Source organism: Rathayibacter sp. SD072, from assembly GCF_017355185.1.
Lineage (GTDB): Bacteria > Actinomycetota > Actinomycetes > Actinomycetales > Microbacteriaceae > Rathayibacter.
In genome coordinates this window covers 1-21,823 of the sequence record NZ_JADILJ010000037.1, presented here as the reverse complement: position 1 = coordinate 21,823, position 21,823 = coordinate 1, and the positions used below count along the sequence as shown (strand labels likewise).

The window sequence follows — 21,823 nt, the reverse complement described above, 5'->3', positions numbered from 1 at the left end:
GGCCGTTCCGCACAGCACGTCACAGTCCTCGACAGACAGGCGCGATCCCGATGAAGAACCGCACCGCGTTCCGGAGAGGCGCGCGGTGGTGGGCCGGGATCGGCCTCCTCGTCGCCGCCGTCCTGTACTTCCTCGGCGCCCCGCTCGTCGACGGCGCGGACGGCGCCCTCCTCGGCGGGGGCCTCACGGTCTCGCAGGGGGCGGTGATGCGCTCGCTGGCGATCCTCGACGTGATCGCCGGCCTCTGGGTGCTCATCCGTCCGCGCACCTACCCGGCTCTCACCGCCGGGGCCGCCGGGCTGATCGCCCTCTGGCTCTCGCCCCGGCTGTCCGCCCCCGCGCCGCTGGATCTCGGAGCCCTCGCGATCGACATCCGCTTCGTGGTGCACCCGATCGAGGTCCTCGTGATCGTCGCAGCCGTGTCGATCGTGGTCTCCTCCGTGGCGCAGGGCTTCCAGCGCAGGGCCCGGGCGGGGCAGCGCGGATGAGCGACGGGACGACGACCGATCTCGGCACGCTCCTCGAGCGCGTCGCCGCAGCCGACCAGGCGGCCTTCGCCGAGCTCTACGACCTCACCGCCTCGCGGGTCCTCGGGCTCGTCACCCGCGTCCTCGTCGACCGCGCGCAGTCCGAGGAGGTGACCCAGGAGGTGTTCCTCGAGATCTGGCAAACCGCTGCACGCTTCGCTCCGAATAAAGGAAGCGCGACGACCTGGATCCTCACGATGGCACACCGCAGGGCCATCGACAGGGTACGCGCGGCCCAAGCGGGCCGCGACAGGGACGTCCGCATCGGAATCCGGGATCTCGGTCGTGACTACGACCAGGTCGCCGAGCAGGCGGAGGTGTCTCTTGAGCACGAGAAGGTCGCGGCCGCCATGGGCCGCTTGACGGAGCTGCAGCGGCAGGCGCTGCAGCTGGCGTACTACGGCGGATACTCGCACAGCGAGATCGCGGGGATCCTGCAGTGCCCCGTCGGTACCGTGAAGACGCGCCTGCGCGATGGAATGATCAGACTTCGAGAAGAGATGGGGGTGACCCGGTGACCGATGCGCTTCGACCCGACGAGGCGGAGGATCCCCGTGACCTCGCCGCCGGCCACGCCCTCGGCATCCTGACTCCGCGCGAGCAGGCCCGCTACGAGCAGTACCTGGCGGAGCACCCCGAGGCGCGAGCCGAGGCGGAGGAGTTCTCGGCCGTGGCCGAGGCGCTCGCCGACGACGCGCCCGCGGTGGCGCCGTCGCCGGCCCTGAAGGCCGACCTGATGGCGCTCATCGCCACCACGCCGCAGCTTCCGCGCGAGGATCCCGTCGAGCAGACCGGGGCACCTCGACTCCACGCCGTCGAGCCCGAGCGGGAGGCGGCCGCGGTGCCCCCGTCCGCGTCCGGTCGCCACGGCGCCGAGGCCAAGGCCCGCGGGCGCTGGTTCACGCGACCGGCGGTCTACCTGTCCGCTGCGGCCGCCGCCGCGGTGATCGTGGTCGGCGGAGTCACGCTGCCGTCCGTCCTCTCGCCGGGATCGGGCCAGAACCAGGAGCTGACCGCACTCGAGCAGATCCGCAGCGCTCCCGACGCGCAGGAGTCGACCGCCACGGTCGCCTCGGGCGAGTCCGCCACGCTGGTCTGGTCGAGCTCGCTGGGACGCTCGGCGCTCGTCGTCGACGATCTCGCTCCGCTGCCCGACGGCAAGACCTACGAGCTCTGGTACATCGACTCCTCGGGTCCCGTGGCCGCCGGCCTGTTCGAGGGCGGAGACGGCCGCACGGTCGCACCACTCGAGGGCACGATGGCCGAGGGCGCCGTCGTCGCCGTCACCGTCGAGGACGAGGGCGGATCGGACACCCCGACCACCGAGCCGATCCTGGCGATCGAGACCGCCTGACACCGGACCTCCTGAGACGACGAGAGCCGCACGCCCCGAGGGGAGTGCGGCTCTCGTCGTCGTGGCGGAGGATCAGCCGAAGCGGCCCGAGACGTAGTCCTCGGTGGCCTGGACGGACGGGCGCGAGAACATCGTCGCGGTGTCGTCGTACTCGATGAGCTTGCCCGGCTTGCCGGTGCCCGCGATGTTGAAGAACGCGGTGCGGTCCGAGACGCGGGAGGCCTGCTGCATGTTGTGCGTCACGATCACGATCGTGTACTCGTTCTTGAGCTCCTCGATGAGGTCCTCGATCGCGAGGGTCGAGATCGGGTCGAGCGCCGAGCAGGGCTCGTCCATCAGGAGGACGTCGGGGGAGACGGCGATCGCGCGGGCGATGCACAGACGCTGCTGCTGCCCGCCCGAGAGACCGGAGCCGGGCTTCTCGAGACGGTCCTTCACCTCGTTCCAGAGGTTCGCGCCCTGGAGCGACTTCTCGACCAGGTCGTCCGCGTCGCTCTTGCTGATGCGACGGTTGTTGAGCTTGACGCCCGCCAGCACGTTGTCCCGGATGGACATCGTCGGGAACGGGTTCGGCCGCTGGAAGACCATGCCGACCTGGCGGCGGACGAGGACCGGGTCGACGCCGGGTCCGTAGAGGTTGTTCCCGTCGATCAGCACCTCGCCGTCGACGTAGGCGCCGGGGATGACCTCGTGCATGCGGTTGAGCGTGCGGAGGAAGGTCGACTTGCCGCAGCCGGAGGGCCCGATGAAGGCGGTGACGGTGCGGGGCTCGATGGTGAGCCCGACTCCCTCGACCGCGAGGAACTTGCTGTAGTAGACGTTGAGGTCGTTGACTTCGATGCGCTTGGACAACGGAGATCCTTCGGGTTAGCGGCCGAGCTTGGGGGCGAAGATGCGCGCGACCAGGCGTGCGAGCAGGTTGAGGAGCATGACGATCAGGATGAGGACGAGCGCGCCCGTCCAGGCCCGGTCGATGTAGGCGGCGGCGTCGGAGCCCTGGTCCGCGTACTGGCGGAAGACGTAGACCGGGAGGGTCATCATCCGGTCGTCGAACGGGTTGTAGTTCATCGACTGCGTGAAGCCGGCGACGATGAGCAGCGGGGCCGTCTCGCCGATGACGCGGGCGATCGAGAGCATGACGCCCGTCACGATGCCGGCGATGGAGGTGGGGAGGACGATCTTCAGGACGGTCAGCCACTTCGGCACGCCGAGGGCGAAGGACGCCTCGCGCAGCTCGTTCGGGACGAGGCGCAGCATCTCCTCGGTCGAGCGGACGACCACGGGGATCATCAGCACCGAGAGGGCGATCGCGCCGCCGAAGCCCATGCGGACGCCCGGCTCGAAGAACAGCACCAGCAGGGCGTAGGCGAACAGGCCGGCGACGATCGACGGGATGCCCGTCATGACGTCCACGAAGAAGGTGATGCCGCGGGCGAGCGCGCCCCGGCCGTACTCGACCAGGTAGATGGCCGTCATCAGGCCGATCGGGATCGAGATGACCGCCGCGAGCGCCGTGATGATGAGCGTGCCCATGATCGCGTGCAGCGCGCCGCCGCCCTCGCCGACGACGTTGCGCATCGAGGAGGTGAAGAAGAGGAGGTCGAAGCGCGCGGCGCCGGCGGTGATCGCGGTGTACATCAGCGAGATCAGCGGGATCAGCGCGACGATGAACGCGGCGGTGACGAGCGTCGTGACGACCCGGTCGGTGGCGCGGCGGGCGCCCTCCACCAGTCGGGCGAGCACGAACACCGACACGGTGTAGAGCACGGCGCCGAAGAAGACGGTGCCGACGACGTCGAAGCCGGCGGTCACTCCGCTGACCGCGAGGAGCCCGTAGACGACGGCCATCAGGGCGATGCTGCCGACCAGGAGCGCGAGGGGGGCCCACTTGGGCAGCTGCCCGCTGGTGAGGGTGTTCGTCACCGCGGGAGCGGCGTCCTCGACGCGGCGGCGCTGGCGAGGAGGAGTCGTCATGGTGACCATCAGTTCGCTCCCGAGAAGGCCTTGCGGCGGTTGATGATGTAGCGGGCCAGCATGTTCACGATGAGCGTGATGGCGAAGAGCATCAGGCCGGAGGCGATCAGCTCGTTGATCTTGAGGCCGTAGGCCTCGGGGAAGCTCAGCGCGATGTTCGCGGCGACCGTGTTGGAGTTGGTCGACTGCAGCAGGGCGAAGTTCACGACGAAGGACGGCGAGAGGACGATGGCGACGGCCATCGTCTCGCCCAGCGCGCGGCCGAGGCCGAGCATCGAGGCCGAGATGATGCCGGGGCGGCCGAAGGGGAGGACCGCGGTGCGGACCATCTCCCAGCGGGTCGCGCCGAGCGCGAGCGCCGCCTCCTCGTGCAGGGTCGGTGTCTGGAGGAAGACCTCGCGCGAGATCGCCGTGACGATCGGCAGGATCATCACGGCGAGGACCAGCGCGACGGTGAGGATCGTGCGGCCGGTGCCCGAGACGGGACCGGAGAAGAGCGGGAACCAGCCGAAGGCGTTCGTGAGGAACGTGTAGAAGGGCTGGACGAAGGGGGCGAGGACCGTGATGCCCCAGAGGCCGAAGACGACCGACGGCACGGCGGCCAGCAGGTCGATCACGTAGCCCAGGCCCTGCGCGAGACGGCGCGGGGCGTAGTGCGAGATGAAGAGCGCGATGCCGATCGAGATCGGGACGGCGATGACGAGGGCCAGGGCCGCGGCGTAGACCGTGCCGAAGACCAGGGGCCCGACGTAGGCCCAGAAGCCGGCGCCGCCGGAGATGTCGTCGGCCGGCGCGGTGAGCGCGGGGATCGACTGCACGACCAGGAAGAGGGCGACGGCGGCGAGGATGACGAGGATCAGCGTGCCGGAGGCGACTGCCGACCCGGCGAAGATCCGGTCGGCCGGACGCTGCTTCGCCTTGATGGCGCCGACGGGCCGCTCTGCGGTGCTCATGGTGGGTTCCCTGCGTTCGGTGTGGGGGAGGGGGCCGAGCCGCGAGACGGCCCCGGACCGGTGAGGGTCCGGGGCCGATTCGCGCGGGGGGTGCTACTTGATGGACTCGATCGCGGTGGCGACCTGGGTCGACAGCTCGGACGAGAGCGGGGCGGCCCCGGCGGAGGTCGCGGCCTCCTCCTGACCGGCCTCGCTGGTCACGTAGCCAAGGTACGCCTTGACGAGCTCAGCCGTCGCGGGGTCCTGGTACTCCTGGCAGGCGATGAGATAGCTGACCAGGACGACCGGGTAGACGCCCGACTCCTCGGTGGAGTAGTCGATGTCGTACACGATGTCGTTCTCGGGACGGTCGGTCGCCTCGGGCGAGGCGTCGACGATCGCGGCAGCGGCCTCGGGGGAGTACTCGACGAACTCCTCGCCGACCTTGATCTTCGCGGTGCCGAGGTCACCGGCGCGCGACGCGTCGGCGTAGCCGATGGTGTTGGTGCCGTTGGTCACGGTGTCGATGACGCCCGAGGTGCCCTGGGCCGCCTCGCCGCCCTCGTAGGGCCAGACGCCGTCCGGCTCCGCGTCCCACACGTCGGGGGCGGTCGCGTTGAGGTACGCGGCGAAGTTCTCGGTGGTGCCCGAGTCGTCCGAGCGGTGCACGGCGGTGATGTTGGCGTCCGGGAGAGTCGCGTCGGGGTTGAGCGCGGTGATCTCGGGGGCGTTCCACTTGGTGATGGTGCCCTTGAAGATGCCCGCGGCGGTGGCCGCGTCGAGGTTGAGCTCGTCCACGCCGTCGACCTTGAAGACCAGGGCGATGGGGGAGATGTAGGCGGGGACGTCGATGGCGGAGGTGCCCTCGGCGCACTTGCCGAAGGAGCCGTCGAGCTCCTCGAGCTTCAGCGCGCGGTCCGAGCCGGCGAAGTCGGCGCCGCCGGCGATGAACGCCTCGCGGCCCGCGCCCGAGCCGTCGGGCGAGTAGTTGATGGTGACGCCGGGGTTCTCCGTCTGGAAGGCGGCGACCCAGGCCTCCTGGGCCGACCCCTGCGACGAGGCGCCGATGCCGTTGAGCGTGCCCTCGAGGCTGCTGCCGGACGCCGACTCGGAGGACCCGCCTGCGGAGGCGCCCCCTTCGTTGGCTGCGCACGAGGTCAGAGTGATCGCTGCGACGGCGGCGACGACGGCCGCCTGGCCGAGACGCGAGATTCTCACAAGTATCCCTTTCGGGTAGGAAAGCATGGAAACAGAACAGGGCCTGGTGCAGCCCGCGAGCGAATGTACGAGGGGGTCGTGTCCGCCCACGGTCCGCTGGGTGAACGGGCGGTGAACGAGGCCCGTCGGGGCTTGCCGGGCGCGACGGGGATCCGGCTCGATCCGCCGTCTTCGGGAGGAGGCTCAGGCGAGCGGCGAGTGCGTCTCGATCGCGACGATGCCCGAGCCGGGGTGCTCGCTCGAGAGGTGCACGACCGTGAATCCCCCGGTGGGCAGGTGCGACGCCTCGTCGAGGTACGGGCCGATCGGAGTCGCGGTGGCGAGGGCGATCTCGCGCAGGATCTCCGGGATCACCGGCCGGTGGCTGCAGAGCACCGCCGACTTGCGTGCGCGCACGCGCTTGCCGACCAGGCTCCGGATGTCGGCCGTGCCGTTCTCGTACGACTCCTGGCTGATCTCCTCGGACAGTCGCACCGGTCGCTTCAGAAGGGAGGAGAGGGGAGCGACGGTGGCACGGCAGCGCTTCGCGGTGCTCGAGACGAGGCGGCGCGGGCGCCAGGCGGCGACGGCGCGTCCGGCGGCCGCGGCCTCCTCGGCACCGCGGCGGTTGAGGCGGCGGGTGGAGTCGCGCCCGTCCCAGGAGGAGGCGGGCACGGCCTTCGCGTGCCGCAGCACCACGAGCGCGAACGTCTCGAGCGCCCCCCGTGCGGCGATCCGGGCGAACTCGTCGACGATCGCGACGTCGTGCGAGTAGGTGAGGTACCCGCGCGCCCGCTTGGGCGTCACCCACTCCAGCGCCTCCACCTCGCGGTTCGGGAGGAAGTCGGAGTGGAGCACGGCCTTCTCGCTGACCTTCGCGGCCCAGTAGTACACGGCCTTGGGCCGCCCGTTGGGCAGCGTGTACTCGGTCGAGCCCAGCGGCACGCCGAGCCCGACGGCGAGCCCGGTCTCCTCCCGGATCTCGCGCACCGCGGTCTCGGGCAGCGACTCGCCGGGGTCGACCTTGCCCTTGGGCAGGCTGACGTCCCTCCGGTGCGGCCGGTGGATCACGAGGATGTGCGGGCGGCCCTCGATGATCCGCCAGCACACCGCTCCGGCCGCGTAGACGGTCCCCGTCACGGCGTCAGCGGGAGGAGGCCCGGGAAGCGGCCCGCGACGCGATGCGCTTGCGGTGCGTGATGTGCGCCATCAGACGGTTCTGGAGATCCGACAGCGGGGCTCCGTCCTCGTCGAGGTGGCGGCGCGTCCAGACTCCGTCGGGTCCGAGCCACCACGAGGCCGTCTTCTCGTCCATCGCGCGCTCGAACATGTCGTCGATCTCGCTGAGGTGGGCGGGCTCGACGATCCGCACGAGGGCCTCGACGCGGCGGTCGAGGTTGCGGTGCATCATGTCGGCGCTGCCGATGTAGACCACCGGATCGCCGTCGTTGACGAAGCTGAAGATGCGCGAGTGCTCGAGGTAGCGGCCCAGGATCGAGCGGACGCGGATGTTCTCGCTGAGCCCCTCCTGCCCCGGCTTCAGCCCGCAGATGCCGCGGACCCAGACGTCGACCGGGACCCCGGCCTGGCTGGCGCGGTAGAGCGCGTCGATCACCGCCTCGTCGACGATCGAGTTGACCTTGATCCGGATCCCGGAGGGCTTGCCCGCGCGGGCGTTCTCGGTCTCGGCATCGATCCTCTTGAGGAGTCCCTTGCGGAGGTGGCGCGGAGCGACGAGCAGGCGCTTGAACTTCTTCTCGATCGCGTACCCCGACAGCTCGTTGAACAGACGGGTGAGGTCCTTGCCGACCTCGTCGTCGGCGGTCAGCAGGCCGAGGTCCTCGTAGATGCGCGAGGTCTTCGGGTTGTAGTTGCCGGTGCCGATGTGGGAGTAGTGCCGCAGCACTCCGCCCTTCTCCTGGCGGATGACGAGAGCGAGCTTGCAGTGCGTCTTGAGGCCGACGAGGCCGTAGACGACGTGCACGCCGGCCTTCTCGAGCTTGCGGGCCCACGAGATGTTGGCCTGCTCGTCGAAGCGCGCCTTGATCTCGACCAGGGCGAGGACCTGCTTGCCCGACTCGGCCGCGTCGATGAGGGCCTCGACGATGGGGGAGTCGCCCGAGGTGCGGTAGAGCGTCTGCTTGATCGCGAGCACGTCGGGGTCGGCGGCGGCCTGCTCGAGGAAGGACTGCACGCTCGTCGCGAACGACTCGTACGGGTGGTGCAGGAGCACGTCGCCACGCGAGACCGCCTTGAAGACGTCCTGGCGCTGGTTCGGCTCCGTCGGCATGAGCTGCGCCGCCGTCGTGGGCACGTGGTTGGGGTACTTCAGGTCCGGCCGGTCGATCTTCTGCAGGCTGAAGAGGCCGCTGAGATCCAGGGGAGCCGGGAGCTTGTAGACCTCCTGCGTCGTGATGTCGAGCTCGCGGACGAGCAGGCCGAGCGTCTCGTCGTCCATGTCGTCGGTGACCTCGAGGCGGATCGGCGGGCCGAACCGGCGTCGCAGGAGCTCTTTCTCGAGCGCCTTGATGAGGTTCTCGGTCTCGTCCTCGTCGACCTCGACGTCCTCGTTGCGGGTCACCCGGAAGACGTGGTGATCGAGGATCTCCATGCCGGGGAAGAGGTCGTCGAGCTCGTTGGCGATGAGGTCCTCGAGTGAGATGAACCGCATGGGCTCGCCGGGCGCGGCGACGCCGGCGATTCGCACGAAGCGCGGGAGCATCTGCGGCACCTTGAGGCGGGCGAACTCGGTCTTCTGGGTCTTGGGGTTGCGCACCCGGACCGACAGGTTGAGCGAGAGCCCCGAGATGTACGGGAACGGGTGCGCCGGGTCGACGGCCAGCGGCATCAGGACCGGGAAGATCTGGGCCGAGAAGTAGTCGTCCAGCACCGCCCGCTCGGCGTCGCTGAGCTCGTCCCAGCGGACGATGTCGATGCCGGCGTCCCGCAGGGCGGGCTCGACCTGGTCCTTGAAGGCCCGGGCGTGACGCTGCTGCAGCTGGTGCGCCTTCTCCGAGATGTCGGTCAGCACGTCCAGAGGGACGCGGCCGATGTTCGTCGTGAGGGCGAGGCCGGTGAGGATGCGGCGCTTCAGACCGGCGACCCGCACCATGAAGAACTCGTCGAGGTTCGAGGAGAAGATCGCCAGGAAGTTGGCGCGCTCGAGCACCGGCACCAGCGGGTCCTCGGCGAGCTCGAGCACGCGCTGGTTGAACGCCAGCCAGCTCAGCTCGCGGTCGAGGTAGCGGTTGTCCGGGAGGAGGGGGTCCGAGTGCTCCTCCTCGTCGTCGAAGTCGTCGTCGAGTTCGTCGCTCAGGCCGTCTTCGAGAATGAGGTTGTCGCCGTCCATGCGACCATCCTGGCACCGCCCCCGCGCGCTCCGCGCCGCCCGTGGTGAATGCGGGGTGAACGCGGTCGGGGGAGGAGCCTCCGGATCAGCGGACGGCGGGCGTGCGCTGCAGGTACTGCACGTCGACGGAGGCGTCGGTGAAGCCGAGCGAGCGGTACAGGGCCACGGCCGAGCGGTTCTCGGCCTCGACGTAGAGGTCGGCGGTGGTGCAGCCGCGCGCGAGCATGCGGGCGAGGCCCGCGCCCAGGAGGGCGCGGCCGAGGCCGCGGCCCGCCTCCTCCGGAGCGATGCCGAGCACGTAGATCTCGCCCGTCGCGGAGCCGGGCTCGATCTTCAGCCAGTCGTAGCCCACGAGAGCGCCGGAGGCGTTCCGCAGCACCAGGAAGTCGCCCTCGTCGAACCAGTCCTCGGCCCGGCGGGCGGCGAGGTCGTCCTCGGTGAGCCGTCCCTGCTCCGGATGCGCGGCGAACACGCGCGCGTTGAGCGCGACCCACTCCGCGGGATCGAGACCGCGGGCGTCCGAGAGCACGTACCCCTCGGGGACCCGCGCCGCGGGGGCGACCAGGGGCTCGAGCTCGAGGTGCAGGAGCGTGCGCACCGGAGCGAAGCCGTGCGACTCGGCGAGCGAGCGCGCCGCGGGGTGGTCGCCGTGCGCCCACGCCAGCAGACCCGTGCGTCCGCTCGCGAGCACCTGCTCGAGCACGGCGCGGCCGAAGCCCACGCCGCGCCACTCCGGATCGACGACGAACTCGAGCTCGCCCTGCCCGAGGACGGCCGCGGCGACGACCACGTCGGCGCGCAGGCCGATCAGCAGCGTGCGCGAGCCGGTGCGCGCGTCGACCAGGGTCTGGTCGCTGAAGGGCGGCTGCCCGTCGAACCACTGGGCGCGGCCGATCAGCTGCTCGAGACCGGCCGACACCGCGGGGTCGGCCAGGTTCTCAACGGAGAGGTTGAGGGACTCGCTCATTGTCCTCTTCATAGACGTTGAACCGGTATCCGACGTTGCGGACGGTGCCGATGAGGGACTCGAGGTCGCCGAGCTTGGCGCGCAGGCGCCGCACGTGCACGTCGACCGTGCGCGTGCCGCCGAAGTAGTCGTAGCCCCACACCTCGCTGAGCAGCTGCTCGCGGGTGAACACCCGGGACGGGTGGGTGGCGAAGAAGCGCAGGAGCTCGAACTCCTTGAAGGTGAGGTCGAGGGGGCGGCCGTGGACCTTCGCGGAGTAGCTCGCCTCGTCGATCACGACGCCGGAGGCCTGGATGCGCGACGTCGACTGCTCCTGGGCGAGGCGGCCGATGACGAGGCGGATGCGCGCGTCGACCTCGGCGGGCCCGGCGGAGTCGAGGATCACGTCGTTGACGCCCCAGTCGGCCGAGACCGCCGTCAGCCCGCCCTCGGTGAGGATCAGGATGAGCGGCACGTTGATGCCGGTGGTGGTCAGGATCTTGCAGAGCGACTTGGCGCTCGCGAGGTCCTGACGGGCGTCGACGAAGATGAGATCGCAGCTCGGGGCGTTCACGAGCTGGGCCGGCTCTGCCGGGATCTGCCGGGTCTTGTGGCTGAGGAGCCCCAGCGCGGGCAGCACCTCGGTGCCCCCCGCAGAGGTCAGTATCAACAACTGCGCCACGGATCCTCCAGAAATGGTCTGCGGCAATACTAGCGGCGGGCCGGAACGGCCGATCGCCTCGGGCATGATTGACGGATGAGCGGGGATCGGGTGGGCGTCGGCATCGTCTGGGTGCTGGCACTCGCGGGGTCGGTCGTGTCGCTGGTGCTCGCGTCGCCGGGGTCGGCTCAGACGTGGCTCGCCCTCACGTTCGGGGGATGCGTCCTGGCGACCTTCGCGGTGCAGCTCGCCGTCGCCCGCGCCTCCGGGTACCTCCTCCGGACCATGACGAGCGTCGTCGGCGCGATGGTCGTCGTCGGCGTCGCGAGTGCGATCGCGGCACTCGCCGGGCGCTGACGCTCCCCGTCGTCCCGCTGCCCCCGCCCCCGCTGGGAGCCCGCGCGGCCGGGTAGGATGGGGGCATGCTTCTCGCGCTGGAACTCTTCTATCTCGGACTGCTCGGGCTCGCCTCCCTCGCGATCGCGTGGGTCTCGGGAGTCGTCGTCTACAAGCTCTACCGCGGCCAGAGCTAGCCGCCGCGTCGGAGCCGGAGTGATCTCCCTTCCGTCGGGCCTGCCGCCCGAGCTCGTCCCCCTCTCCTGGCTGCTCGGCGTCTGGGAGGGGTCCGGCGTCGTCGACTACGCCGTCGGCGACGAGAGCGTGCAGGCCGAGTTCGGCCACCGCGTCAGCTTCAGCTACGACGGTCTGCCCTACCTCAACTACAGCTCGTACACCTGGCTGCTCGACGACGAGCGCGAGATCGGGCACAGCCCGCTGGTGAGCGAGATGGGCTACTGGCGCCTCAGCCGGGCCCTGACGGACGCCGATGCCGGCCCCGCGATGCTGCCGGGTCGCGGTGCTCCCGCCTACCCCGATGCGGAGTCGGTCGAGACGCTCCGCAACGCCGCGGGCGGTTTCGACATCGAGGTCTCCCTCGTCCACCCGGACGGCGTGAGCGAGCTCTACCTCGGCCAGGTCAAGGGCCCGAGGATCGACCTCGCGACGGACGCGGTCATGCGCACCGCCGCCGCGAAGGACTACGCCGCCGCCACCCGCCTCTACGGCCTCGTCGACGACCACCTCCTCTGGGCGTGGGACATCGCCGCGCTCGGCCAGGGCCTGCGCACCCACGCCTCCGGAAGGCTCGCCCGTGTCGACTGACCTGCTCTCGCCCCTGCTCGACGTCCCAGGGGCGGTGGCCACCGCGAGCGCCGCCGAGCCGGGTGTGGCCGCGCACTACGGCGAGCCGTTCCGCGAGCAGCGCGCTCTCGCCGCGGGCACCGCGCTCGTCGACCTGTCGGGGCGCGGAGTCGTCACCGTCACCGGTCCCGACCGCCTCACCTGGCTCGACTCCCTGACCAGTCAGGCGCTCAGAGGGCTGCAGCCCGGCGACTCCGCCGAGACGCTCCTCCTGGACCCGACCGGCCGCATCGAGCACCTCATCCGCCTCGTCGACGACGGAGAGGCGGCCTGGCTGCTGCTCGACCGCGACGAGACGGCCGGCCTCGCGGCCTGGCTCGACCGGATGCGCTTCCTGCTCCGCGTCGAGATCGCCGACCGCACCGACGAGTTCGCGACGCTCGCCACCCTCGGCGACGGATCCGCCGCCTCGTTCGTCCTCGGTCTCGCGGGCGACTCCGCCGTCAGCTGGATCGACCCGTGGACGAGCGTCCAGCCCGGCGGCTGGCAGTACGCCGCGGCCGAGCATCCGGCGGCCGACTGGCACGCGCGCGAGACCCTCGTGCCGCGCACCGCTCTCGCGGGGCTCGCCTCGGCTGCCGCGGCGGCCGGCGTGGTCCTCGCCGGAGCCGACGCGCTCGAGGCGCTCCGCATCGCGGCGTGGCGTCCGCGTCACGCGACGGAGGTCGACGAGCGGTCGATCCCGCACGAGCTCGACCTCCTCCGCTCCTCGGTGCACCTCGCCAAGGGCTGCTACCGCGGCCAGGAGACGGTGGCGAAGGTGCACAACCTCGGCCACCCGCCCCGCCGCCTGGTCCTGCTGCAGCTCGACGGCTCCGATTCCGCGCTGCCGTCGCACGGCGATCCCGTCTTCGCACTGAAGAACGGCGAGAGCGTCGAGGTCGGCGCGGTCACCTCCAGCGCCTGGCACTACGAGGACGGTCCGGTGGCGCTCGCGGTCGTCAAGCGCGCCGTCCCGGTCGATCTCGAGCTCACGGTCCTCGCGGGCGAGGTCCGCGTCGCGGCGGCCCAGGAGGTCGTCGTCCCGCCCGGAGCCGGTGCGGAGGCGGGCGTGCCCCGTCTGCCCCGGCTCGGGGCGAAGACCAGGTAGGCCACACCGTGGTGGCCGCAGGACCCGCACGTCGGGATCGGGCGGCCGAGCGGATCCGGAGCCTCGTCCACGGCGATCGTCTGCGACCCTCGCGGGGCGTTGCGCGCGCCGTGGCGTCGGCCCCGGCGGTGGTGCAGATCGTGCTCGCGGCGGTGCTCGCCTACTCCGTCTCGCGCTTCGTGTTCGGGCACCCGGCGCCGGTGCTGTCGCTGACGGTCACCATCTCGAGCCTGGGCATCGCGCGCGACACCCGCCCGAAGCAGGTCGCCGAGACCGCGGTCGGGATGGTCCTCGGCATCGCGCTCAGCGAGGTGCTCCTGCTGCTCTGGGGCACCGGCGTCTGGCAGCTGGCCCTCGTGCTCGCGGTCGTCTTCACGGTGGGACGCGCGCTCTCGCCCTCGCCCGGCTTCGCGGTCGCGGCGGGGACGCAGGCCATGCTCGTGATGGTGCTCCCGGCTCCCGACGGGGGAGTGTTCACGCGCAGCCTCGACGGCCTCGTCGGCGGTCTCGCCGCGCTGCTCTGCACGGCGATCGTGCCCCGTAATCCGCTGCGGGCGGCGCGAGCGGAGGCGCGACGGCTGGTCGCGGCGCTGGCCGGGACGGTCGAGACGCTCGCCGACGCGCTCCGCCGCGGTGACGCCTCCGCGTCGGCCGCCGCCCTCGAGCGCGTCCGCGGGACGCAGCCGGTGATCGACGCGTGGTCGGCGGCACTCGAATCGGCGATCGGGGTCGCGCGCATCTCCCCGTTCGTCCGGAGGCACCGCGGCGAGCTCGAGCGCCAGAGCGCACTGCTCGCCTCGCTGGACCTCGCGACCCGCAACCTCCGCATCGTCGCGCGCCGCACCGACTTCCTGATCGGGGACGGTGTGCCGCGTCCGGAGCTCGCGGAGGCGGTCGCGGCGTTCGGGCCCGGCATCGCCCTGCTGGGCCGGTGCGTCTCCGACGCGACGATGACGGCTCTCGCCCGCCAGGATCTGGTCCTGCTGGCCACCACCCTCGACCCGCAGCGGATGATCCCGGACGCGCGCCTCGCCGAGAAGACCCTGCTGGTGATCCTCCGTCCGCTCGCGGTCGATCTGCTGACCGCGACCGGGATGGACGCCGCGTCGGCGAGGGCCGCGCTGCCGGAGCTCGTCTGACAGCGCGGCCCCGGCTCAGGCGTTCGTGGCGTCCTGCACCTCTCCGACGAGCTCCTCGATGATGTCCTCGAGGAACAGGACTCCCGTCGTGCGCCCCTCGCGGTCGACGACGCGGGCGATGTGCGCTCCGGTGCGCCGCAGGGCGGCCAGGGCGTCCTCGAGCTCGTCGCCGCCCGACACCGCGGCCAGGCGGCGGATGCGCTTCGCGGGCACCGGCGACTCCTGATCCCCGAGGTCGGACACGTCCTTGAGGTGCAGGTAGCCGGCCGGCAGGCCGTCGGCTCCCGCGAGGAGGTAGCGCGAGTACCCGTGCACGGCGACCGCTCGGCGCAGATCCGCGGGAGTCGACTCCCACGCCAGGAGCACCATCTCGTCGAGCGGAACCGCGACGTCCGACACCTGCTTCGTCGTGAACTCGAAGGCGGCGGTGACGGTGCCCGAGGCGTCCACCAGCATTCCCTCCCGAGTGGACTGGCGCACGATCGCGGCGACCTCGTCGAGGGTGAACGCGCTCGTCGCCTCGTCCTTCGGCTCGACGCGGACGAGACGGAGGATCCCGTTGGCCACCGCGTTGAGCGACCAGATCACGGGCTTCACGAGACGCGAGACGAGCACGAGCGGGGGAGCGAGCAGCAGGGCCGCCCGCGTCGGCACTGAGAACGCCAGATTCTTCGGCACCATCTCGCCGAACACGACGTGCAGGAACGTGACGAGCAGCAGCGCCGCGAGGAACGCGATCACGCCGATCGCCTCGGCGGACAGCGAGGTGAGCCCGAGCGGGATCTCGAGCAGGTGGTGGATCGCCGGCTCCGACACGTTGAGGATCACGAGCGAGCACACGGTGATGCCGAGTTGGCTCGTCGCCAGCATCAGTGTCGCGTGCTCCATGGCGTAGAGGGTCGTCTTCGCGGCGCGGCTCCCGGCGTCGGCCTTCGGCTCGATCTGGGACCGCCTTGCCGAGATCACCGCGAACTCCGCGCCGACGAAGAAGGCGTTGACGAGCAGGAGGACCACCAGCCAGGCGATCCCGGGCAGGTACTCACTCATGAACGGCTCCTTCCGCGCGCAGGGCTGCGACTCCGGTGGCGGTACCGCCCTCCGAGCCGGGGGTGAAGCGGACGCGGTCCACCCGGTTCGCGGCGACGCGGTCGACGCGCAGCACGCCGGCCTCGAGGGCGACCTCGTCGCCGAGCTCGGGCAGTCGGCCCAGGCTCGACGAGAGGAAGCCGGCGACGGTGTCGTAGTCCTCGCCCTCGGGGACGATCACGCCGAGCCGGGCGGCGACCTCGTCGGGGCGCAGCTCACCGCCGAACGTGGCCGAGCGGCCGGAGCGGATGACTCCCGCGCGGGTGCGGTCGTGCTCGTCCTCGAGCTCGCCGACGATCTCCTCGACGAGGTCTTCGAGAGTCACGACGCCGGCGGTGCCTCCGTACTCGTCGACGACCACCGCGATCGCCAGACCGCTGCCGCGCAGCGGAGCCAGCAGAGCGTCGGCGCGAGCGGTCTCGGGGATGCGCATCGGAGCCACCATCAGCTCCTCGGCGCTCACCCGCCGCCGCCGCTCGGGCTCGAGGGCGAAGGCGTGCTTGACGTGCAGCACGCCGCGGATGTCGTCGGAGTCGCGGCCGAGCACCGGGAAGCGCGAGAAGCCGGTGCGGTTCGCGAGCTCGACGACGTCCTCCGCGGTGCTGCGCAGGGTGACCGACGACATGCGCACGCGCGGCGTCATCACGTCGGCGACGCTCCGACTCGAGAACAGCAGGGTGCGGTGCAGCAGGTCGGCGTGATCGCGGTCGAGGGTGCCCTCCAGAGCGGAGCGGCGCACGAGCGAGCCGAGCTCGTCGGCGCTGCGGGCGCCCGACAGCTCCTCCTTCGGCTCGATCCCCATCGCGCGGATGAGGGCGTTCGCCGTGTTGTTGAACAGGAGGATCACCGGCTTGAACACCGTCGTGAACGCGACCTGGAACGGCACGACCACGCGCGCGGTGGCGAGCGGGAGGGCCAGGGCGAAGTTCTTGGGCACGAGCTCGCCGATGATCATCGAGAAGACCGTGGCGAGCAGCACGCCGATGACGGCGCCGATGCCGGGGACGATCCCCTCGGGGACCCCCACCGAGCGGAGGGGCTCCGCGAGCAGCGAGCTGATGGCCGGCTCGAACGTGTAGCCGGTGAGGAGCGTGGTGAGCGTGATGCCCAGCTGCGCGCCCGAGAGGTGGGTCGAGGTGATCCGCAGGGCGGAGATCGTGGGGTCGAGGCGCTTCTCGCCGCGAGCGCGGCGCTCCTCCAGCTCGTTGCGGTCGAGGTTGACCAGCGCGAACTCCGAGGCGACGAAGAGGCCGGTGCCGAGGGTCAGGAGGAGGCCGATGACGATGCCGAGCCACTCAGGCACGCGCGTCACCGCCGATCAGAGGGGCGGGAGCGGTGGCGCGCACCGGTTCGTGAGCGGGCGCGTCTGAGGGAGGGTCGTCCATGGGGAGGGACGGTACCGCCCTCAGATATGAGAATGCTCACAGGAGTGACGGGGCCGGGTGGGCAGGCGCGACCGCGTCCCACGCGACGGTCACCTCGCCGAGCCTCCACCGCCGGGGACCGCCGAGGATCGGCCAGTCCGACCGCAGCGACCGCACCGAGGCGATCCAGCGCTGCGTGGGGCCGTGGACGGCCAGGGGGGCGTTGATCGTCCACGCCCGCTCGAGGGCGTGCAGGAAGTCGTGGACCCGCTCGCCCGGCACATTGCGGTGGATCAGCGCCTTGGGCAGTCGCTCCGCCGCGATGAGCGGGGACGGGATCGCTCCGAGTCGGAGTGACAGCGTCAACGACCGCGGGCCGTCCCGCCCGATCTCGATCCACGTGCAGATGCGGCCGATCTCGTCGCAGGTGCCCTCCACGAGGACCCCGTCCGGCTGGAGCCGCTCGGTCATGATCCGCCAGGCGCCGGCGACCGCGTCCTCGTCGTACTGGCGGAGCACGTTGAACGCGCGGATCACGTCGGCCCGCCGTCCCCGGGGGAGAGGGATCTCGAAGCCGCCGCGCTCGAAGCCGACGCGCGCATCCGAGGGGAAGGCGGTGCCACCGCCCCGGACGACCGCGAGCTGCTCCCGCGCGGTGGCCACTCGGGCGGGCTCGATCTCGAAGCCGACGACCTCGACGCCGGGGACGGTGCCCGCGAGCCGGCGATGCAGCTCGAGGGTCGTGACCGCACTCGCCCCGAAGCCCAGGTCGACCACGAGGGGCTGCGGAGTGGAGCGCAGTGCGGGGAGCTCGGCGATCCACCGGTCGACCCGGCGGAGGCGGTTCGTGCCCGTGGTCCCGCGGGTCACGGCTCCGATCGGCATGGGCTCCAGCGTATCCGCGGGCGGAGGCCCCGCCTCTAAACTGGGCGCATGTCCGAGACCTACACTCTCATCCTCGTGCGCCACGGCAACAGCGAGTGGAACCAGAAGAACCTGTTCACCGGCTGGGTCGACGTGCGGCTCACCGAGCAGGGCGTCGCGGAGGCCACGCGCGCCGGCGAGCTGCTGACCGAGGCCGGGCTCCACCCCGACGTGGTCTACACGTCGCGGCAGACCCGCGCGATCCAGACCGCGAACATCGCGCTGGAGGTGGCCGACCGCCTGTGGATCGACGTCAAGCGGTCCTGGCGCCTCAACGAGCGCCACTACGGCGCGCTGCAGGGCAAGGACAAGGCGCAGACGCTCGCCGAGTACGGCCCCGAGCAGTTCCAGACCTGGCGCCGCTCCTTCGACGTGCCGCCGCCCCCGCTCGACGACGACGACCAGTACTCGCAGGCGCACGACGAGCGCTACGCGGATCTGGGCGACGCCCTCCCGCGCACGGAGTCGCTGAAGCTCGTCATCGAGCGGATGCTGCCGTACTGGGAGTCGGACATCAAGCCGGACCTCGCCTCGGGCAAGACCGTCATGATCACCGCGCACGGCAACTCGCTCCGCGCCCTGGTGAAGACGCTCGACGGCATCTCCGACTCCGACATCGCCGAGCTCAACATCCCGACCGGCATCCCGCTCGTCTACAAGCTCGACGAGAACTTCGAGCCGATCGGTCCGGCCGAGTACCTCGACCCGGAGGCCGCCGCCGCCGGTGCCGCCGCCGTCGCCGCCCAGGGCGCCAAGAAGTAGGTCCCGCCCACTCGGAAGGCCCGCCGGATCCCCGATCCGCGCGGGCCTTCCGCATCTCCGGTGGCACCTCCGGCTCGCCGACTCGCGCTCGGCTCGCAGGAACGGCGACGTCCCGCGAGCCGAACCGCTTCTCGCGAGCCGGAGTTCGTCCGGGACCTGCGCTCCGCACCCGCGCTCGGATCACGCGGATCTCGATACGCGCGCTCCGCGCGCTACTCGATCAGCAGAGAAGACGGGAGTCCGCGCAACTCGCTGAGCGGAGGATGGCCGAGTACCCGTCCCCCGAATCCGCTCGGGCGAAACCCGGGGTTCAACCGTGCAGACCGGCCGACCCCCTTAAAGGCGAACGCCCGATCCGCGTGCTAGCGGATCGGGCTAGCCGAACGCAGGACGCTCTTCAGAACGCGACCATCCCGAGAAGCCGACCGCGGTGAGGATCGCGCCCTGCGCGATCCGAGCACTCAGGCGTAATCGCCTGAGATCAGATACTGCACCTTCTTGGCGATGGAGACCGCGTGGTCGGCGAAGCGCTCGTGGTAGCGGCTGGCGAGGGTTGCGTCGACGGTGTCCGCGGCCTGGCCCTTCCAGGCCTCGCTGAGCACCTTGTCGAAGACGCTGACGTGCAGCTCGTCGATCTTGTCGTCCTCGTCGCGGATCTCCTCGGCGATGCGGCCGTCCTGCGAGCGCAGCAGCTCGGTCAGCTTGTGCGCGACGACCACGTCGAGCCGGCCCATCTCGACGAAGGTGGGGCGCAGGCTCTTCGGGACGACCTTGTCGGGGAAGCGGTACCGCGACAGCTGCGCGATGTGCTCCGCGATGTCGCCCATCCGCTCGAGCGAGGCGCTGATGCGCAGGGCCGACACGACGATCCGGAGGTCGCGGGCGACCGGGTTCTGGCGGGCGAGGATGTCGATCGCGAGCTCGTCGAGGCTGATCGCGAGCTCGTCGATCCGGGCGTCGCTGGCGATCACCTCTTCGGCGAGGGTGACATCGGAGTGGTTGAACGCCTGAGTCGCCTTCTCGATCGCGATCTCGACGAGTCCGGAGATCTCGACGAGGCGATCCTGGACCTCGGCCAGCTCCTGCTGGAATACTTCGCGCATCTTGTGATCGACCCTCTCTGCGGCACGCACGGCGAACGGTGCCGGGTTGGCGTCGCGCACCACGCGCGACACAGCACCTGTTCCTTCACGGCGCAGGCGGAGCAATGATGACGACGGCAGGTTAACGAACGGTGCCGCGGGTTTGAACAGTACTCGACCTGCAGTCCGTCGGCGGGCATCCGGTAGGGAGACGCCCGGTGGATGACTAGCCTGGGTGCGTGGATTCGGGTGTGTTCGTGATTCTGGCGCTCGTCCTCGGGGTGGCGATCGGCGTCCTGCTGACGACGGTCCTCACCCTCGCGGCGAGGCAGGGGCGCATCGCCGCGGAAGTGGTCTCGGTCACCCTGCCCGAGGGGATCGACGCGATCATCGAGGCCGTCGGAGCTCCCGCGTTCGTCACCGATCCCTCGCACAACGTGCTGAAGGCGTCGACCCGGGCGATCGCGCTGGGCCTGGTCTCGCAGGACACGCTCCTGCACCCGGATCTCGTCGCGATCGTCGACCGCGTCCGCCGGTTCGGCGACGACATCGAGCAGGACCTGGAGCTCGCGACGAGCCCCCTCTCGGAGCAGGCCGTCACCCTCGTCGTCCACGCCACGCGACTCGGATCCCGCTTCGTGCTCGTCCTCGCCGAGGACCACACCGAAGCGCGCCGCCTCGAGGCAGTGCGCCGCGACTTCGTCGCCAACATCTCGCACGAGCTGAAGACGCCCATCGGAGCGGTGGGCCTGCTCGCCGAAGCGCTCGACTCCGCCGCCGACGACCCGGTGCAGGTCCGCCGCTTCGCGCGCCGGCTGACCCAGGAGTCGCACCGTCTCGCCAAGATCACCCGCGAGATCATCGAGCTCTCGCGTCTGCAGTCCGCCGACGTCGGGGCCTCGGCCGAGCTGGTCCGCGTCGATGACATCGTCACCGCCGCCCTCGAGACCACCCACGTCCTCGCCGAGTCGCACGACGTGACGCTGGTCAAGGGCGGGATGAAGAAGGCCTACGTCGCCGGCCAGGAGAAGATGCTCGTCTCGGCGCTGCACAACCTGCTCGCCAACGCGATCCAGTACTCGCCGCCCGGCTCCCGCGTCGGCATCGGGGTGCGCTCCACGGGCGGAGTCGTCGAGATCGCGGTCACCGACCAGGGCATCGGGATCCCCGAGGACGACCTCGACCGGGTGTTCGAGCGGTTCTACCGCGTCGACCAGGCTCGCTCGCGGCACACCGGAGGAACCGGACTCGGCCTGAGCATCGTCAAGCACGCCGTCCAGAACCACGGCGGAGACGTCCGCGTCTGGTCCAAGCCCGGACGCGGCTCCACCTTCACCATCCGACTCCCCGAAGCAGACCCGGCGAGGACGCCCTTCGCATCCACCGCCCCGATAGGAGACACCGCGTGACCAGCATCCTGCTCGTCGAAGACGAGAGCGCCCTCAGCGAGCCGCTGAGCTACCTGCTCGAACGAGAGGGCTACGACGTCACCGTCGCCGAGGACGGACTCCGCGCCGTCACAGCCTTCGACGAGGGCGACTACGACCTGATCCTGCTCGACCTGATGCTGCCCGGCATGCCCGGCACCGAGGTCTGCCGCGAGATCCGCACCCGCTCCCAGATCCCCATCATCATGGTCACCGCGAAGGACTCCGAGGTCGACATCGTCGTCGGTCTCGAACTCGGCGCCGACGACTACGTCACCAAGCCCTACTCGACACGCGAACTGCTCGCCCGCATCCGCGCCGTCCTCCGCCGCCGCACCGAGGAGCCGGGAGAGGACCGCATCGTCACCGCCGGCCCCGTCCGCATGGACATCGAGCGCCACACGGTCGAGGTCGACGGAGTCGAGACGCCCATGCCCCTCAAGGAGTTCGAACTCCTCGAGATGCTGCTCCGCAACGCCGGACGCGTCCTCACCCGCGGCCAGCTCATCGACCGCGTCTGGGGCAGCGACTACTTCGGCGACACCAAGACCCTCGACGTCCACGTGAAGCGCATCCGCTCCAAGATCGAGAAGACGCCGAAGGAGCCGACGCTGCTCGTCACCGTCCGCGGCCTCGGCTACCGCTTCGACTCGTGACGCGGGGCCTGGCGGGGCCATCTGCGGCGTTGTCGTCGGTCGCGATACCGCCGGTATCGCTCTCTCCTCCGCCTTGCAGCTGACCCCACCAGGCCCCGCGGTGGACTCCAGAAGTAGGGCCGTCGCTGTGCGACGAGCCGAGGGTGGGGCCGT

At 70.9% G+C, this 21,823-nt stretch carries 22 protein-coding genes; 10 read left to right on the top strand and 12 right to left on the bottom strand.

Annotated features, from left to right (window positions below; all coding sequences use genetic code 11):
• Positions 1-50: 50 nt before the first annotated feature.
• From IOC53_RS13905 to IOC53_RS13895, 3 genes are read left to right on the top strand one after another with little or no spacing between them, the layout of a single operon-like run.
• The gene (locus IOC53_RS13905) at positions 51-488 is read left to right on the top strand and encodes a hypothetical protein (RefSeq protein ID WP_207406593.1); all 438 of its coding nucleotides are present in this window, start codon (positions 51-53) and stop codon (positions 486-488) included.
• Positions 485-1,045 carry an ECF RNA polymerase sigma factor SigK gene (gene sigK, locus IOC53_RS13900; protein ID WP_207406592.1) on the top strand — a complete coding sequence of 187 codons (561 nt, stop codon included), beginning with the start codon at positions 485-487 and terminating at the stop codon, positions 1,043-1,045. Before IOC53_RS13905 ends, sigK begins: the two co-directional genes overlap by 4 nt.
• Positions 1,042-1,881 (top strand): anti-sigma factor domain-containing protein, encoded by an 840-nt coding sequence (locus IOC53_RS13895; RefSeq protein WP_207406590.1) that lies wholly within the window; start codon positions 1,042-1,044, stop codon positions 1,879-1,881. The genes sigK and IOC53_RS13895 overlap by 4 nt, the downstream gene beginning before the upstream one ends.
• A gap of 72 nt (positions 1,882-1,953) precedes the next feature.
• Here the strand turns inward: IOC53_RS13895 and pstB are convergent, their stop codons facing one another.
• From pstB to IOC53_RS13855, 8 genes are all read right to left on the bottom strand, one after another.
• Positions 1,954-2,733 (bottom strand): phosphate ABC transporter ATP-binding protein PstB, encoded by a 780-nt coding sequence (gene pstB, locus IOC53_RS13890; protein ID WP_159985721.1) that lies wholly within the window; start codon positions 2,731-2,733, stop codon positions 1,954-1,956.
• 15 nt (positions 2,734-2,748) lie between these two features.
• Positions 2,749-3,855, bottom strand: coding sequence for a phosphate ABC transporter permease PstA (gene pstA / locus IOC53_RS13885; protein WP_242683339.1), 1,107 nt, complete (start codon positions 3,853-3,855; stop codon positions 2,749-2,751).
• A gap of 8 nt (positions 3,856-3,863) precedes the next feature.
• A complete protein-coding gene (gene pstC, locus IOC53_RS13880; protein WP_207406586.1) occupies positions 3,864-4,808 on the bottom strand; it encodes a phosphate ABC transporter permease subunit PstC in 945 nt (314 codons plus the stop codon).
• A 93-nt stretch (positions 4,809-4,901) separates the two neighbouring features.
• Positions 4,902-6,005 carry a phosphate ABC transporter substrate-binding protein PstS gene (locus IOC53_RS13875; RefSeq protein ID WP_207406584.1) on the bottom strand — a complete coding sequence of 368 codons (1,104 nt, stop codon included), beginning with the start codon at positions 6,003-6,005 and terminating at the stop codon, positions 4,902-4,904.
• 183 nt (positions 6,006-6,188) lie between these two features.
• The gene (locus tag IOC53_RS19265; protein WP_207406582.1) at positions 6,189-7,124 is read right to left on the bottom strand and encodes an NUDIX domain-containing protein; all 936 of its coding nucleotides are present in this window, start codon (positions 7,122-7,124) and stop codon (positions 6,189-6,191) included.
• A gap of 4 nt (positions 7,125-7,128) precedes the next feature.
• Complete coding sequence (locus tag IOC53_RS13865) at positions 7,129-9,333, bottom strand: RNA degradosome polyphosphate kinase (protein ID WP_207406581.1); 2,205 nt, start codon at positions 9,331-9,333, stop codon at positions 7,129-7,131.
• A gap of 85 nt (positions 9,334-9,418) precedes the next feature.
• Positions 9,419-10,300 (bottom strand): mycothiol synthase, encoded by an 882-nt coding sequence (gene mshD / locus IOC53_RS13860; RefSeq protein ID WP_207406580.1) that lies wholly within the window; start codon positions 10,298-10,300, stop codon positions 9,419-9,421.
• Complete coding sequence (locus IOC53_RS13855; RefSeq protein ID WP_207406579.1) at positions 10,272-10,961, bottom strand: winged helix-turn-helix domain-containing protein; 690 nt, start codon at positions 10,959-10,961, stop codon at positions 10,272-10,274. Before IOC53_RS13855 ends, mshD begins: the two co-directional genes overlap by 29 nt.
• Before the next feature lie 75 nt (positions 10,962-11,036).
• On the opposite strand from IOC53_RS13855, the gene IOC53_RS13850 reads away from it, so the two are divergent.
• The 4 genes from IOC53_RS13850 to IOC53_RS13835 all read left to right on the top strand — a co-directional run bounded on the left by IOC53_RS13850 (position 11,037) and on the right by IOC53_RS13835 (position 14,369).
• On the top strand, positions 11,037-11,297 hold the full coding sequence (locus IOC53_RS13850) for a hypothetical protein (RefSeq protein ID WP_207406578.1): 261 nt from the start codon (positions 11,037-11,039) through the stop codon (positions 11,295-11,297).
• A 195-nt stretch (positions 11,298-11,492) separates the two neighbouring features.
• Positions 11,493-12,101 (top strand): FABP family protein, encoded by a 609-nt coding sequence (locus IOC53_RS13845; protein WP_207406577.1) that lies wholly within the window; start codon positions 11,493-11,495, stop codon positions 12,099-12,101.
• Complete coding sequence (locus tag IOC53_RS13840; protein ID WP_307786202.1) at positions 12,091-13,230, top strand: glycine cleavage T C-terminal barrel domain-containing protein; 1,140 nt, start codon at positions 12,091-12,093, stop codon at positions 13,228-13,230. Before IOC53_RS13845 ends, IOC53_RS13840 begins: the two co-directional genes overlap by 11 nt.
• Positions 13,231-13,340: 110 nt before the next feature.
• Positions 13,341-14,369: an aromatic acid exporter family protein gene (locus IOC53_RS13835; RefSeq protein WP_207406576.1), complete on the top strand. Its 1,029-nt coding sequence runs from the start codon at positions 13,341-13,343 to the stop codon at positions 14,367-14,369.
• Between the two features lie 15 nt (positions 14,370-14,384).
• Here IOC53_RS13835 and IOC53_RS13830 read toward each other — a convergent pair whose 3' ends face one another.
• The 3 genes from IOC53_RS13830 to IOC53_RS13820 form a co-directional block, all read right to left on the bottom strand.
• Positions 14,385-15,416 carry a hemolysin family protein gene (locus tag IOC53_RS13830; RefSeq protein ID WP_207406574.1) on the bottom strand — a complete coding sequence of 344 codons (1,032 nt, stop codon included), beginning with the start codon at positions 15,414-15,416 and terminating at the stop codon, positions 14,385-14,387.
• Positions 15,409-16,758, bottom strand: coding sequence for a hemolysin family protein (locus IOC53_RS13825; protein WP_207406572.1), 1,350 nt, complete (start codon positions 16,756-16,758; stop codon positions 15,409-15,411). The genes IOC53_RS13830 and IOC53_RS13825 overlap by 8 nt, the downstream gene beginning before the upstream one ends.
• Before the next feature lie 118 nt (positions 16,759-16,876).
• Complete coding sequence (locus IOC53_RS13820) at positions 16,877-17,704, bottom strand: class I SAM-dependent methyltransferase (RefSeq protein WP_207406570.1); 828 nt, start codon at positions 17,702-17,704, stop codon at positions 16,877-16,879.
• Positions 17,705-17,752: 48 nt separating this feature from the next.
• Between IOC53_RS13820 and IOC53_RS13815 the strand changes: the two genes are divergently transcribed.
• Entirely contained in the window at positions 17,753-18,505 is a 753-nt protein-coding gene (locus tag IOC53_RS13815) for a phosphoglyceromutase (RefSeq protein ID WP_056866592.1), read from the top strand.
• Between the two features lie 461 nt (positions 18,506-18,966).
• Here the strand turns inward: IOC53_RS13815 and phoU are convergent, their stop codons facing one another.
• Positions 18,967-19,608, bottom strand: coding sequence for a phosphate signaling complex protein PhoU (gene phoU / locus IOC53_RS13810; protein WP_207406622.1), 642 nt, complete (start codon positions 19,606-19,608; stop codon positions 18,967-18,969).
• Between the two features lie 218 nt (positions 19,609-19,826).
• Between phoU and IOC53_RS13805 the strand changes: the two genes are divergently transcribed.
• A complete protein-coding gene (locus IOC53_RS13805) occupies positions 19,827-20,996 on the top strand; it encodes a cell wall metabolism sensor histidine kinase WalK (RefSeq protein WP_207406568.1) in 1,170 nt (389 codons plus the stop codon).
• Entirely contained in the window at positions 20,993-21,670 is a 678-nt protein-coding gene (locus tag IOC53_RS13800; protein WP_207406566.1) for a response regulator transcription factor, read from the top strand. The genes IOC53_RS13805 and IOC53_RS13800 overlap by 4 nt, the downstream gene beginning before the upstream one ends.
• The last annotated feature ends 153 nt before the right edge of the window (positions 21,671-21,823 follow it).